General features: G+C 70.0%; 7 protein-coding genes. All 7 read left to right on the forward strand.

Annotated features, from left to right (window positions below; genetic code table 11):
• The first annotated feature begins 99 nt into the window (after positions 1–99).
• Positions 100–2,529 (forward strand): sulfotransferase, encoded by a 2,430-nt coding sequence (locus I8J32_RS07330; protein ID WP_207526848.1) that lies wholly within the window; start codon positions 100–102, stop codon positions 2,527–2,529.
• Entirely contained in the window at positions 2,526–7,772 is a 5,247-nt protein-coding gene (locus I8J32_RS07335) for a glycoside hydrolase family 99-like domain-containing protein (protein WP_207526849.1), read from the forward strand. Before I8J32_RS07330 ends, I8J32_RS07335 begins: the two co-directional genes overlap by 4 nt.
• A 29-nt stretch (positions 7,773–7,801) precedes the next feature.
• Complete coding sequence (locus I8J32_RS07340) at positions 7,802–8,554, forward strand: SAM-dependent methyltransferase (protein ID WP_200610214.1); 753 nt, start codon at positions 7,802–7,804, stop codon at positions 8,552–8,554.
• 93 nt (positions 8,555–8,647) lie between these two features.
• Entirely contained in the window at positions 8,648–9,430 is a 783-nt protein-coding gene (locus tag I8J32_RS07345; RefSeq protein WP_200610216.1) for a class I SAM-dependent methyltransferase, read from the forward strand.
• A gap of 107 nt (positions 9,431–9,537) precedes the next feature.
• Complete coding sequence (locus I8J32_RS07350; protein WP_207526850.1) at positions 9,538–10,110, forward strand: hypothetical protein; 573 nt, start codon at positions 9,538–9,540, stop codon at positions 10,108–10,110.
• Positions 10,111–10,416: 306 nt separating this feature from the next.
• Entirely contained in the window at positions 10,417–13,224 is a 2,808-nt protein-coding gene (locus I8J32_RS07355; protein ID WP_200610220.1) for a glycosyltransferase family 2 protein, read from the forward strand.
• Between the two features lie 90 nt (positions 13,225–13,314).
• Positions 13,315–15,279 carry a DUF2142 domain-containing protein gene (locus I8J32_RS07360; RefSeq protein ID WP_200610222.1) on the forward strand — a complete coding sequence of 655 codons (1,965 nt, stop codon included), beginning with the start codon at positions 13,315–13,317 and terminating at the stop codon, positions 15,277–15,279.
• Positions 15,280–15,288: the final 9 nt, after the last annotated feature.

Genomic DNA, 15,288 nt, shown 5'->3' on the forward strand with positions numbered 1-15,288 from the left:
ATTGTCCCGCCTGCCTTTTTCCGCCCGACCCACCGCCAGAAGCCGCATGCCCCTCGCCTCCATCGCCATCGCCCTGGTCAGAACCGTCGAGGTCCACCGATGCAGTTGATCGTCCTGGGCATGCATCGTTCCGGCACCTCGGTGCTGGCCAGGCTGCTGAACCTGATGGGGGTGTACTTCGGTCCGGAGGGCATCAGTACCGGCGCGAACGAGGAAAACCCGAAGGGCTTCTGGGAGCGCAAGGACGTCCGGCAGCTCAATGACAACGTCCTGCATGCGGTCGGCTGCGACTGGAACCGGGTACTGGAGCTGGACGTGGCCGCCCTGCCCAAGGCGGTGTTGGACGATTTCAACAAGCGGGCTTCCAAGCTGGTCCTGGAGCTGGACGGGCACCGCCCATGGCTGCTGAAGGAACCGCGCCTGTGCCTGCTGCTGCCGCTGTGGCGCCGCTTCCTCGAAGTGCCCGTGGGCATCCACATCTACCGCAATCCGGTCGAAGTCGCCTCCAGCCTGCACAAGCGCAACAAGATCCCGGTCCCGGCCGGACTGGGCCTGTGGGAACGTTATGTCCGTTCGGCGCTGGACGCTTCGGCGGACATGCCCAGGGTCGTCGTGTCGCATCGGCAGCTGATGCAGGAGCCGCTCGACGCCGTCACCCGGCTGGCGCAGGACCTCGAGCTCGCCGGCGTGCCCGGACTGCGCATGCCCTCGCCGCGCGAGATCGAAGCGTTCGTGCAGACCGACCTGTACCGCGAACGCGATTCGCGACAGGACCTGCAGGTGTACGCCAAGGCGCCCCAGCTGGCGCTGTTCAGGACACTGGAAGCGGGCAAGCTGCCGGGTCCACGCAACAAGCCGGGCGCCTACACGGCGCTGGCCGAATACGAAGCGGCATTGCCGCCGCTGCAACCGCCATCCAACGAGGTCAAGGTGACGGAAACATCCCAGGGGACACTGCAGGGCCAACTGGCGCTGCGTGAGCAGGAAATCAAGTTCGTCCGCGAACTGTCGAGCAAGTACGAAGCCGACCTCAAGCAGCGCGATGCGTGGCTGGTGCGGATGGAGGAAAGCCAGAAGCAGGCGCAGCAGGAATTCCAGCAGGCGCGCGAGCGCATCAGCAGCCTGGAGCCGGGCATCCGCGCGCGCGACGAGCGGATCAAGGTGCTGGAGGCCGCCCACACCGCCGACCGCGATGAAGTCGCGAAGCTCCAGGCAGGCATCCGCGCGCGCGACGAGCGGATCAAGGTGCTGGAGGCCGCGCACAGCGCCGACCGCGAACAGATCGGCAAGCTCGAGCCCGGCATCCGCGCGCGCGACGAGCGGATCAAGGTGCTGGAGGCCGCGCACAGCGCCGACCGCGAACAGATCGGCAAGCTCGAGCCCGGCATCCGTGCGCGCGACGAGCGCATCAAGGTCCTGGAGGCGGCCCACGAACAGGACCGTGCCGAAGTCGCGCGCCTTACCGGTGAACTGCGCAGCGGCACCGCCGCGCTGGAGCGCGCGACCGGCGAACTGGCCGCCGCGCGGGCCGCGGCGCTGGAGCTTGAAGCAGAGATCCACAAGCGCGACGAACGCATCCACGCCGCGGGCTTCCAGGCCGAGGCCGCGCGCGAATCCGTGGCGCGGCTGGAGCTGGGGGTACAGAAGCGCACCGCACAGCTGGAAATCCTGGAGAAGGAAGCCACCGTCCTGCGCGCCCAGTACGCCAAGAGCGAACAGGCCGCCGCCGCCGCCCGCGTGCAGGCCGAACAGGCGCTCGAAGCCGCCCGCGTGCAGGCCGAACAGACGCTCGAAGCTGCCCGCGTGCAGGCCGAGCAGACGCTGCAAGCCGCCAAGCTCCGGCTCAAGGAAAAGAACGAGGCGCTCACGCGCCAGATCCAGGCCATCACCGGCGAACTGGGCGGCCTGCGCACCCAGCTCAAGGCCAAGGACACCGCGATGCGCGAGCTTCGCGAGCTGCTGCGCACCCGTGAGCACGAGAACGGCCTGGTGGCCGCCGCCCGCCTCAAGGTGGAACGCACGCTGGAAACGCGTTACGCCGAGATCGCCAAGCTCAGCGAGCTGGTGATCGCCCGCGACCAGGAGCTGGCGCGCAGCGCGCAGGAGCTGGAAGCATCGGAGCGCAAGCTGCAGAAGCAGCACCAGGTCAGCGTGCAGCTGGAGAACGAACTGGCCGGCATCCGGCGCAGCCGCGCCTTCCGTGTGCTCAACCGCGTCCAGTCGATGTCCGGACGCCTGGGCCTGTCGCGCAAGCCGCTCGCCCTGCTGTCGCATGACGCCACCCTGCTGCGCCAGTCGGACGTGTTCGATTCCGCGTGGTACCTGGCGCAGTACCGAGATGTCGCCGACAGCGGCATCGATCCGATCGAGCATTTCCTCCGCTTCGGCGCCTCCGAACTGCGCAATCCCGGCCCCGGTTTCGATACCGCCGGCTACCTCAAGCGCAATCCCGATGTGTCGGACTCCGGCCTGAACCCGCTCCTGCACTACATCACCCACGGCAAGTCCGAAGGCCGCAGTCCGAAATGAATGAGATGGAAGACAACGTCAAGCTGATCCGCGACTCGGGCATCTTCGACGAGCAGTGGTACCTGACCGAATACCCGGACGTGCTGGCGCTGGGCCTGAGCCCCGCGCAGCACTACCTCACCATCGGCGCGCAGCTGGGCCGCCATCCCGGGCCGGCGTTCGACGCCGCCTGGTACCTGTCGCACCACAAGGACGTCGCCCAGGCGCGGATGAATCCGCTGCTGCACTACCTGACCTACGGGCGTTTCGAAGGACGCGAGATCCGTGGCCTGGTTGTGGAAGGCAAGCCCGCGGCCCCGGCGAAGGCCGTCGTGGCGCAGGACGCCGCGGCATCCGACCCGGATGCCAGCTTCACCCTGCTGCCGGCCGCGGCCGGCCGCATGCCCGACCTGTTCCGCCTGCGCGCGATGGCGCCCGCCGCGCGCATCGCGATCGTGACCTACACCGCGTCGGCCGCCGCCGCCGCGAGCGTCGACGCGTTCCTGCAGCAGCAGGCCGAGCCGTTCGACCACATCGACATGTGCCCGACCAGCATGCCGCTGCGCAGCCGCCCGCCGGTGGCCGCGCGCTGCAAGCGCAAGGTCACCCTGGTGTATCCGGACCGGCATGGCCCGGCCGCACCGTTCGTGCACCTGGTGGACTCGGGCGTGCTGTCGCAGTACGACGCCGTGTGCTGGCTGGTCCGTCCGACCGCCGGCGAGCCCATCGTCATCCAGGGCGCCGACCGCATCGCCGGCCTGGTGCGCGACCAGGGCGACATCGGACTGGTCAGCGACCACATCTGGGCGCGCTCGGACTGGGGCGGACCGGAGGCCAGGCGCCTGCTGAGCACCTTCCTGCCGCGCCTGGGCCGCAAGCTGCCGGCGCAGGTCGTCAGCGGTCCGATCGGCGACGTCATCTGGATCAACCCGCTGCTGCTGCGCCAGCTGCGCGCGGTGCCGGTGCGCCCGGAGGAACTGCTCAACAAGGAGGGCAACGCCTCCGAAGCGGGCCGCCACGCCCTGCAGGCGCTGCTGGCCGTGTTCGCGGCCGAAGGCGACATGGCCGTGATCAACTGCGACGCCGCCGCCAAGCGCCTGCCGCCGGCCGCCGGCGCCGTGGTGCCCGCTCGCACGGCGGCAAAGCAGCGCAAGGTCAAGGCAATCGCCTTCTACCTGCCGCAGTACCACCCGATCCCGCAGAACGACCTGTGGTGGGGCAAGGGTTTCACCGAGTGGAACAACGTCGTGCGCGCGCGCCCGATGTTCCGCGGCCACTACCAGCCGCGCGTGCCCGCCGACCTGGGTTATTACGATCTGCGCCTGGATGCCGTCCGCGAGCACCAGGCCCGCCTGGCCCAAGCCAATGGCGTGCACGGCCTCTGCTATTACTACTACTGGTTCAACGGCCAGAAGCTGCTCAACCAGCCCATCGAACAGATGCTGGCCTCGGGCACGCCCAACCTGCCGTTCTGCGTGTGCTGGGCCAACGAGAACTGGTCGCGCAACTGGGACGGCCAGAACCGCCACGTGCTGCTGGAACAGCAGTACTCCATGGAAAGCAACCGCGCCTTCATCCGGGAAATGATCCCGATGATGAAGGACCCGCGCTACATCCGGCACCACGGCAAGCCGGTGCTCGTGGTCTACCGCATCCGCGTGATCCCCAACTGGCTGGAAACGGTGCAGATGTGGCGCGAGGAATGCCGCCGCGCCGGCATCGGCGAGATCCACCTGTGCGCCGTGCGCTTCGGCCTGGAACCGCTGGAGGGCCCGCCGGCGCAGTTCGGCGTGGATTCCTACGTGCTGTTCCCGCCTCACGAGACGCGCCGCGAGGACGTGCGCTCCGAGCAGGTCGACATGGCCCGCCACTTCAACGGCGAGCTCTTCAGCTACGACGCCGTGGTCGACGGCGACATCACCCGCTTCGCCGACGGCTACCCGTGGCCGGTGCACCGCGGCGCGATGATGGGCTGGGACAACACCGCCCGCCGCCTCAACGACTCGCGCATCTTCGCCGGCTCCACGCCGACGCGCTTCCGCTACTGGTTGAAGAACATCATCGACCAGGAGAACCAGCACAACCGCGACGACGAGAGCCTGCTGTTCATCAACGCCTGGAACGAATGGGCCGAGGGCACCTACCTGGAGCCCGACCAGCGCTTCGGCACCGGCTATCTCAGCGCAGTGAAGTCGGCGCTGGCTGGCTGCGACACCGGCCCGGTCACGGTCGCGCCCGAGGCCCCGGTGAAGGTGTCCGTGCCGGCGCCCAAGGCCGCGGTGCTGCAGCAGGTCGCGCCGCTTCCCGGCAACGTGAAGAAGGGCGTGGCGGTGAAGCCGGCCTGGCACGCTGGCGACAAGTCCCGCATCCCGGGCGCGCCGACCGTGCTGCTGTGCGCCCACATTTCCGGCCACCAGCTGTTCGGCGGCGAGCGCAGCTTCCTCGACGTGCTCGACGCGATGGGCCGCATGCAGCTCAACGTCGTGGTCACGCTGCCCAGTGGCAACAACACCGCCTACGTGGAGGAAGTGCGCAAGCGCAGCCTGGGCGTGCACGTCTTCGCCTACCCGCAGTGGGTCGCCGACCGTCCGGTCGACGAGGCGCTGACGCTGGTGTTCGCCGACATCATCGCCCGCCACGACGTCGACATCGTCCACGCCAACACCATCGTCCTGCTCGAACCGCTCGCCGCGGCGCGGCGGATGGGCCGCAAGGGCCTGGTGCACTCGCGCGAACTGATCACCCTGGACGAATCGCTGCGTGAGCGCATCGGCCTGTCCTCGCAGGAGATCATCCGCCGTGTGTTCGCGATCAGCGACTACGTGATCGGCAACTCGCTGGCCACCGTCGCCGCCTTCCGCCGTGAAGGCCGCACCTTCTACGTCAACAACGCCGTCCGTCCGGACGACCTGGACCTGGCCAACAAGGTCGGCAAGACGGTCCGGTTCGCCGTGGTGAGCAGCAACATCCCGAAGAAGGGCGTCGCCGATTTCCTGGAAGTCGCGCGCCTGTGCGAAGGCCGCGTCGACAACGCCCAGTTCCTGGTGATCGGCCCGGAAAACAAGCAGATCGAGGAGTGGCGCGAAGCGCAGCAGCGTGGCGAGATCCCGGCCAGCGTGAAGTTCATGGGCTACCGCGACACGCCGCGCCAGGCGATGGTCGAGGCGCACGTGGTGCTCAACCTGTCCAGCTTCGCCGAATCCTTCGGCCGCACCGTGGCCGAAGCGCTCGCCGCGCGCCGTCCGGTGATCGCCTACGAATGGGGCGCGCTGCCCGAACTGATCGAACACGGCGTCATCGGCTACCTCGCGCCGTACCGCGACACCCAGGCCGTCGCCGACCACGTGGTCGAGCTGTGCCGCGATCCCGCCCGCATCGTCGAAATGGGCGAGAAGGGCCGCGCGGCGATGCAGGCCGGCTTCACGCCCGACGCGCTGCACGACCGCCTGCTCGATGCGTACCAGTCGATCTTCGCCCGCCCGCTGGAAGGGGCGGCCGCGGCCGCCGCTCCGACGGACGCCGCGTCGACCGCCACCGTGGCCAGGGCGCGCAACACCACCATCGTCGTGCCGGTGTACAACGCCTGCGACGAAGTGCGCGCCTGCCTGGACTCGCTGGTCCGCAACACCGATCTCTCGCGCAACCGCGTCATCGTCATCAACGACGGCAGCACCGACCCGCGCGTGGCGCAGATGCTCGAGGAGTTCAACGGCAAGCCGGGCATCACCCTGCGCCCGAACCCGGGCAACCTCGGCTACACCCGCACGGTCAACATCGGCCTGCGCGAGGCGGGGGACGACGACGTGGTGCTGCTCAACAGCGACACCGTCGTGACCCCGCAGTGGCTCGAAGGCCTGCGCTCCACCGCCTACGCCGATGCCCACGCCGGCACCGTCACCGCGATGAGCGACAACGCCGGCGCGTTTTCCTTCCCGGTCATGGGCAAGGCCAACCCGAAGCCGGCGCAGGTCAGCCACGACGACTACGCGGCCACGATCGTGCAGAAGGCGGCGGCATGCGAACCGGTGGAGGTCCCGACCGGATCGGGCTTCTGCATGTTCATCCGCCGCGACCTGGTGGCGCAGATCGGCGAGTTCGACGAGCAGGCGTTCCCGCGCGGTTATGGCGAGGAGAACGATTTCTGCATGCGGGCGATGAAGGCCGGCTGGCGCAACCTGATCACGCCGCGGTCCTTCGTCTTCCACGTCCGCAGCGCGAGCTTCGGCGACGAGAAGGCCAAGCTGGTGCAGGCCGGCGTGGACGTGGTCACGCGCCGTTATCCCGAGTACTCCAGGCTCACCCGCGAAGCCTTTGCCTCGCCGCAGATCCGCGCGCTGCACAACGCCGTGGCCTCGGCCGTGGCCGCGATCGGCGATGGCGCCGAAACGGCCACCGCTTCCGCGCCGGCGGCCCAGTCCAGCACCGCGCCGCCGCCGCCCACCGCCGTGATGCGCGCGGCCGCGCAGGAGGAACGCTGGCTGAAGATCCTCACCGGCGAGCTGGTGACCGACGACGCTCCGGTGATGCCCGACGAGAAGTACCAGCGCATCACCTCCGGACGCGATGGGCGCCGGATCATGACCGACGCGCTGATGTTCCGGAACTTCATGAAGTCGCTGCTGGCCGAGCACGCCCGTCCCCTGGCCGCCGACACCCGGATCCTCGAGTTCGGCTGCGGCTGGGGTCGCATCCTGCGTACCTTCCTCGACGAGGTGTCACCGGAATACCTGGTCGGCATCGACGCGCAGGAATGGATGCTCGACGTCGCGCGCCAGACCACCCGCCGGCCCGGCTACGACATGTACTGGCGTACCGAGGCCCTGCCGCAGGGCGACCTGCCGGCCGAAAGCTTCGACCTGATCTACGCCTACTCGGTGTTCTCGCACCTGTCGGAGAAGGCGGCCAACGCCTGGATCGCCGAATTCGCCCGCATCCTCGCGCCAGGCGGCCTCGTCTGCGTGACCACCCGGCCGCGCAAGCACATGCAGGTGTGGGAGAACGCGCACGAGCACACCGAACACACCGACGGCTATGCCAAGGTGTTCGCCAACGCGCAGCGCGACCTGGAGCGCTATGACCGCGGCGAGTTCATCTTCCACCCCGGCGGCAGCCACGAGCTCAAGGATGAACTCTACGGCGAGGCGGTGGTGCCCGAGGCGTATGCCCGCAAGCACTGGACGAAGGACCTCGAATTCGTCGGCTACTTCGAGGACTACGCCAAGAGCTATCTGCAGCCGGCGATCGTGCTGCGGAAGAAGCGCTGAGATTCGGCGCTTAACGGACTGGAGACGAGATGTTCGGACTGCTGAAGCGCAAGCTTGAACCGGTGACGTCCCCCTCGCTCGAGGGGCCTGTCACCGTGGCCTGCAACATCTGTGGTTCGGTCGAGTTCGCCGACGTCAACGGCCGCAAGGGCGTGCTGTGCGCGCGCTGCGGCTCCTACGAGCGCACGCGGCTGATGAAGCTGTTCATCGAGGCGCTGCGGCTGGGCCCGAAGACCCGCGTGCTGCACCTGGCGCCCGAGCGTGGGCTGTCGGTGTGGTTGAGCCAGCAGTTCCGCGACTACGTGCCGGCCGACTACGACCTGCCGCGGTATTCGCACATCCCGGGCATCGTGAAGGTCGACCTGTGCCAGCGCGACTACGGACTGTCGGGCAAGTTCGACCTCATCCTGCATTCGCACGTCATCGAGCACCTGCCGATCAACTACGCGGTCGTGCTCATCCGGCTGCACAAGATGCTGGCGCGCGACGGCCGGCACATGTTCTCCGTGCCGATCTACGGCAAGAGCTACGAGGAATCGCTGGCCACGCTCAGTGCCGAGGAAGCGACCCGCCGGTTCGGGCAGTTCGACCACGTCCGGCGGTTCTCGCCGGTCGACATCGGATCCACGATCGGTTCGGTGTTCGACATCCCCGAGCAGTACGACCTGCTCGAGCACTTCAGCGAAGCCCAGCTGCGCGCCGCGTCGGTGCCCGAGGATGCCTGGAAGACCTACACCGGCAACTCGGTGTTCTGCCTCAAGCCAGGCGACCTGCTCGTGTGACTCCGGCGCGCCGGGCGTACGCCCGGTCCGCGCGACCCCAGATAACCCGATCCCGGAAACGCGATCCCAGCAACAGGCAGTTCGGAGCACGTCTTGAATACCCAAGCACCCGCCAGGCCGGAAGAAAAGTACCTGCTGGAGATCGACGGCTACTGCCCGATCTGCGAGCACGCGGCCCGGTTCGTGGCCAAGGACAAGTGGCTGCGCGGCGCGCTCTCCTGCGCCACCTGCGAGAACGGCTCGGTGCCGCGCGAGCGCGCGCTGGCGCACATGCTCAACCGCGTCGCGCCGGACTGGCGCAACCTGCGCATCCATGAGTCCTCGCCGGCCACCCGCGGCATCTCGGCCAAGATCCGCCGCCAGTGCGCGGGCTACATCGGCAGCCATTTCTTCCCCGACCAGCCGATGGGCACGATCGTCCAGGGCTACCGCAACGAGAACCTGGAAGCGCAGACCTTCGGCGACAACCAGTTCGACATCGTGATCTCGCTGGACGTGTTCGAGCACGTCTTCCAGCCGGGCCGGATGATCCAGGAGATCCACCGCACGCTGAAGCCGGGCGGGATGTACATCTGCACCTTCCCGATCCGCAAGCACCAGGTGGACTCGCACGTCCAGCGCGCGCGGCTCAACGCGGACGGCACGGTGGAGCACCTGGTGGAAAAGCCCGAGTACCACGGCAACCCGATCAACAGCGAAGGCGCCCTGGTGACCTTCGACTACGGCTACGCCATCCACCAGATGATCTCCACCTGGGCGGACTTCGACGTCGAGATCTCGCGCTTCTCCAAGCAGGACATGGGGGTGCTGGGTGAGTACACGGAAGTGATCGTCTGCACCAAGCGGCGGACCGCCAACGCCTTCCAGCGGCGCTGAACCGCCCCCCCGGCCCGGCCTGCCGCCAGGTGCGGTGAGCGTGGCGCCGACGGGCCCCCTGCTACAATTTTCCCAATTCATCGACACACTTCCCCAGGATCTACCCAATGCAAATCAAGCTGGGCAAGGCCGTTCTGCCGGCCGCTCTCCTCGTCACCGCGCTGACCGCCTGCAACCAGAAGGCCGACACCCCCGCCACCCCGTCGGCGACCCCCGGCCCCGTGGCGGTGGAACCGGCCCCCGTCGCCGCCAAGCCGATGTCCATGCGCGCCACCGACGTGCGCATCACCACCGGCGCCCACCAGAACAAGAGCTGCAACATCGAGCGCTCCAACGGCACGCTGTTCTGGCCGGACCAGCCCCGCGCCAGCCGCAGCCAGACCATCGAGATCGGTGGCTGGGTCGTGGACGAGGACACCAAGTCGGTCCCGCAGGGCGTCAAGCTGCGCCTGCAGACGGCCAATGGCATCTCGGCCTGGGAACAGGACATCAGCGAGCGCGTCGAGCGCAAGGACGTGGCCAACAACCTGAAGGAAGAGGCCTACCTGAAGGCCGGCTTCAAGGTGAGCCTCGACGTGCCGGACCTGGCGCCGGGCGACTACGTGGTCTACCTGGCCTTCGACGACGGCGGCACCGAAGCGATCTGCGGCATCGGTCGCCGTCTCACCCTGACGCCGTAACCGGCGCCGGAGAACGACGATGCGGCCTGCCCCCAACGCACGCCGCATCGATGTGGTCCGCCCGGCGACGCCGCGGTGTCGCGGGCGGGACCGCACCGTTCCTGACCGGTGCGACAGGGCTGCCGCCCTGACCGCCCGCCGGTCGTTCCAACCCCCGAGTCTCCTGCGTCCGTCCGGCCCCGATCGCGGGGCGCCGACGCTCCCCCGCATGCCCACGCCGCAATTCCCCCCCACCGCCGGCCTGCCGAGTCCGCCCGCAAGGGTCCGGGCAGGCGACGCCGTGCGCGCCGGCTGCGGGAGTCGCGCATGAACGGCCCGGCCCTGCTCGCGGCGCCCGAGGGCGGATGGGCCCCGGGCTGGTACCTGATCGAAGTCCGGCCGGCCGCGGCCCAGTCCGGGCAGCTACTGCAATGGCGGGCACTCAGCGCCGGCACGGACCTCGCGCTCCCGCTGGCCGCGCCCGACCCCGCGGGCCTCTCGCGCACCGTGCTGATGCTGCCGCAGGCGGCTTCCGGCGCGGTGGTCACGCCCGAGGCTGCGGACACGGCTCCCGTCGCGGGGCAGGGACAGGGCGTGGATGACGTGCGCGTGCGGCGGCTGGGTCGCCTGGCCGCGATGGCCCACATGCTGGGTGCGCTGCGCACGCCGCGTGGCGCGCTCGACTGGCGACGCGTGCTGGGCACCTTGTCCGACTTCCTGGCCTGGCCCGGCGACACGCGGGGCGCGGACCTGCTCTGGGCCCGCTACCAGCGCACCCTGAGGCAGGCCGACAGCAGCTTCGCGCCAGCCGTCCTGCGCCAGGGCTGGTGGTCGCGCCCGCGCCCGCTGGAACTGCAGCCCGCCGGCCAGCTGGAACCATTGGCGGCCGGCGAAGGCACGTCGGCCTGGCTGGCCACCGGGGAGGATCCCTGGTTCCGCCTCGGCCGCGAGGGCACGGTCGCGCGTCTGGCCGCAGGCTGGTACCGCGTGCGCATCGCGGTCGATCCCGACGATGGCCCGATCGCCAGTCCGTGCCTGTATCCCGACTTCGGCCACGGCTCGATGCAGAGCGAGATGATCCCGCTGCCCGAGCCCGCGGCCGACGGCACGATCGACGTACTGGTGATGCTCAAGCAGCGCGTGCGCATGCTGCGCTTCGACCCCAGCCTGCGGCGCGGCCGCTTCGGCCTGCGGCGTTTCGAGCTGCACCGCGTCGGCCGCTGCGCCGCCTTCCTGCGCATGCTCGCGGGACGTCGCCGTCCCGACGGCAGCCTCGACCTGGGCGGCGCGCTGGCCGACGTCGCCCGCTTCGTGCGCGTGTCCGGCCAGCGCGGCCTGTCCAACGCCGGGGCCGATCTGTTCGCCCGCTATTCGCGCGAGCTGCAGGGACGCACCAACGGCTACGCGGACTGGGTCAGCCGCTTCGACTCGATCGGCGCCGCCGACCTGCAGGCCATGGCCGCACGGGCGCAGCAGCTGCGCGACGGCCCGCTGATCTCGCTGATCGTGCCGGTGTACGAGACGCCGGAGCGCTGGCTGCGCCACTGCATCGAAAGCGTGCTGGCCCAGGCCTACCCGCGCTGGGAACTGTGCATCGCCGACGACGCCTCGCCTTCGCAGCGGGTGCGCGACGTGCTGGCCGAGTACCAGCGCCGCGACAGCCGCATCAAGGTCGCGCTGCGCACCACCAACGGCCACATCGCGCAGGCCTCCAACACCGCGCTCAAGCTGGCCACGGGCGACTACATCGGGCTGCTGGACCACGACGACGAACTGCGCCCGCACGCCCTGCTGGAAATGGCCGAGGCGATCGTCGCCCAGCCGGCGCTGCAGCTGCTGTATTCGGACGAGGACAAGATCGACGAGGAAGGCGCGCGCTTCCACCCGTATTTCAAGCCGGACTGGAACCCGGACCTGCTGCTGTCGCAGAACTACGTATGCCACTTCACCGTGATCGACACCGCGCTAGCGCGCGAGGTGGGCGGCTTCCGCGTCGGTTTCGAGGGCAGCCAGGACCACGACCTGATCCTGCGCTGCAGCGAGCGGCTGGACCCGTCGCGGATCCACCACGTGCCCAAGGTGCTCTACCACTGGCGCGCGATCGAAGGTTCCACCGCGCTGGAGCGCGACGCCAAGGACTACGCCGCCGACGCCGGCCTGCGCGCGGTCGACGAACACCTGCAGCGCATCGGCGCCGACGCCGCGGCCGAGCCGATGCCGCACGGCCACTACCGCGTGCGCTGGAACGTGCCGGAGCCGGCGCCGCGCGTGGCGATCCTCATCCCCACCCGCGACCGGGTCGAACTGCTGCGCACCTGCGTGGAAAGCGTGCTCGAACGCACGCGCTATCCGGCGCTGGAACTGATCGTGGTCGACAACCGGTCCAGCGACCCGGAAGCGCTGGCCTACCTGGACGAGCTGCGTGCGCGCGAAGGCGTGCGCGTGCTGGTCCACGACGCGCCGTTCAACTATTCGGCGATCAACAACATGGCCGCGGCGGCGACCGACGCGCCGGTGCTGTGCCTGCTCAACAACGACATCGAAGTCATCGGCGAGGGCTGGCTGGCCGAGATGGTGGGCCACGCCATGCGCGCCGACGTCGGTGCGGTCGGGGCGATGCTCTACTACCCCGACAACAGCATCCAGCACGCCGGCGTGATCCTGGGCGTGGGCGGCGTGGCGAACCACGCCTACGTCGGCCAGCAGCGCGGACACGCGGGCCACGGCGCGCGCGCGAAAGTCACCCAGAACCTGTCGGCCGTTACCGGCGCGTGCCTAGTGGTGCGTCGCGCGGTGTACGAACAGGTCGGCGGCCTGGACGAACAGCTGCAGGTGGCCTTCAATGACATCGACTTCTGCCTGCGCGTGCGCGAGGCGGGCTACCGCAATGTCTGGACGCCCTTCGCCGAGCTCTACCACCACGAATCGGCCTCGCGCGGCACGGACGCATCGCCGGAACAGGCTCAGCGGTTCCTGGGCGAGGTCCGGCACATGGAGACCCGCTGGCGCGCGCTGCTGCAGCGCGACCCGGCCTACAACCTCAACCTGAGCCTGGACGACCTCAATTTCGGCCTGGCCTTCCCGCCGCGCACCTCGACCACCGATGGCCGGCAGTGGCCCGCCGACATCGCCTGATCGCGGCGACGCGGGCGACCGCGAGCCCGTGGCCACGCGCTCCCCGCTGCGCGATGTTCCCTTTTCTGCCGGCCATGAGCCGGGCCGGCCATGACGCACGGTAGGACGGACACCCTGGCCCGTCGTCGGCTGCCGGCCATCGTCGCGCGCGTGGCGCTCGCCGTCGTGGCGATCGTGCTGCTCGCGCTGGCCCTGCCGCGGCGCAGCGTCGAGCTGACCTTCCAGGCGCAGGCGTCCACCGCCGGCCGGCTGCAGCTGTTCCATGACGCCGACGGCGCCTACTCGGAATACGCCTCGCAGTGGTTCGCGCTGTCGCCTGGCGCGCCCCGGCCGCAGGCGCTGGCCATCGCGGGCGACGACGCGCGCCACCTGCGCGTGGATCCGCCCGCCACCGCCGCCACGCGCCTGTGCGCCCTGCGCGTGGACGGGCAGGCGGCGCAGTTCACCCAGGTCCATGCGGGCGAACTCGATGTGCGTCGCGAGGGCGACTGCCTGGTGCTGGCGCCGCACGCGCAGGCGCGCGATCCGCAACTGATCCTGCGCCTGGAGGGCGCCAGCGCGGCGCAGGTGAAGCGGGCCGCGCGCTGGCAGCGCATCTTCGTCGCGGGCAGCCTGCTGCTCGTGCTGGCCGTCGTGTTCGCGCTCTGGCGTCGCCGCGCCGCCCTGGGTGCACGCCTGCGCGCGTGGCCGGCCGTGCCCGCGCTCGCCGTGCTCGACCGCCGGGCGCACTGGCTGTGCGCCGCGCTCATGCTGGCCTTCGGCCTGGGCCATGCGGTGCTCACGCCGCCCGGCGCGGTCGCCGACGAGGAAGCGCACCTGGCCAAGGTGATCCGCATCGCCGGGGGCTTTGCCTTTGGCGATTCGGGCGATGCCCCGATGCCCGATCCGCGGCGCATGTACGGACCGTTCAAGGACTACACGGTCAACAAGGCGCCGTTCACCGCGGCGCAGCTCGCGGCGCAGCGTGCGCAGCCGCTGCAATGCACGGCTGTCGCGGGCACGCGTTTGGCCAAGGGCGCCAACGGCTATTTCCCCCACCACTACGCGCTGCCGACGCTCGCCTGGGTCGGCGGCTGCGCGGCGGGCCTGTCCTTCGGCGGTTTCCTGCTGCTCGCGCGCCTGCTCAACCTGTTGCTGGCGGTCGCGCTGGTGGCCTGGGGCGTGGCGCGCGCACGGCGCGGCAAGTGGGCGCTGGTGCTGGTGGCGCTGCTGCCGATGTCGCTGTTCCAGATGGCCTCGCTGTCGGCCGACGCGCTGACCCTGTCGCTGACCCTGGCGTGGCTGGGGCTGGTGTCGGGGCTCGCCGGCGGCGGCATCAGCGTGGCGCGCGCGCAGGGCCCGCTGTGGCTGCTCAGCCTGTCGATCGCGCTGCTCAAGCCCGGCGCCGCCTGGATCCTGGCGGCGCTGCTGTTCTGCCGGCCCGCGTACGCGCGCGAGCCGCGTGCGTTCGCCCTCGACCTGGTCAAGTTCGTCGCGTTGCCCTGGGTGATCCACGCAGCCTGGATCCTGGCGGCGGTGGGCGATGCGCCGGTGCTGGCGGGCGTGGATCCGAAGGCCAATCTCGCCCTGTTGACCGCGCACCCGTTCGCGTTCCCGCGCCAGCTTCTGAACGCCTTCAGCGGCGGCGAGGGCCTGCTGCTGTGGCAGCGCCTGATCGGCGTGCTGGGCTGGCTGGACGTGCGTCTGTCCCCTTGGGCCTACTGGGCCGGCACCGGCGCGGTGCTGGCCGCCGTGTGGTCGCATCCGGCCGACGCTCCGCCGCGCCCGCGCGAGGTGGCGCCGCTGGCCTGCTTGTTCGCGCTGGGCGCCACCGCGGTGCTGGCGCTGCCGCTGTTCCTGTACTGGACGCCGACCGGCGCACCGGCCGTGCTCGGCCTGCAGGGCCGCTACTTCCTGCCGACGCTCGCCTTCCTGCTGACCTGGTGCGGCCTGCGTTCGCCCGACCGGCTGCGTGCGGCCTGCATCGCGCTGATCCTGCTCGCGGTGGTGGCGCTCAACGTGGACGCGCTGCTGCGCCTGCACGACGCCTATTTCGTGACCGGTCGCGTGCCCTAGCGGCGAGTC

Source organism: Lysobacter solisilvae, from assembly GCF_016613535.2.
Classification (GTDB): domain Bacteria; phylum Pseudomonadota; class Gammaproteobacteria; order Xanthomonadales; family Xanthomonadaceae; genus Agrilutibacter; species Agrilutibacter solisilvae.

What these genes read in the sequence shown, in the direction of transcription:
- I8J32_RS07355 (WP_200610220.1), top strand. Translation starts at nt 10,417, where the DNA reads ATGAACGGCCCGGCCCTGCTCGCGGCGCCCGAGGGCGGATGGGCCCCG.
- I8J32_RS07335 (WP_207526849.1), top strand. Translation starts at nt 2,526, where the DNA reads ATGAATGAGATGGAAGACAACGTCAAGCTGATCCGCGACTCGGGCATC.
- I8J32_RS07330 (WP_207526848.1), top strand. Translation starts at nt 100, where the DNA reads ATGCAGTTGATCGTCCTGGGCATGCATCGTTCCGGCACCTCGGTGCTG.
- I8J32_RS07360 (WP_200610222.1), top strand. Translation starts at nt 13,315, where the DNA reads ATGACGCACGGTAGGACGGACACCCTGGCCCGTCGTCGGCTGCCGGCC.
- I8J32_RS07350 (WP_207526850.1), top strand. Translation starts at nt 9,538, where the DNA reads ATGCAAATCAAGCTGGGCAAGGCCGTTCTGCCGGCCGCTCTCCTCGTC.
- I8J32_RS07340 (WP_200610214.1), top strand. Translation starts at nt 7,802, where the DNA reads ATGTTCGGACTGCTGAAGCGCAAGCTTGAACCGGTGACGTCCCCCTCG.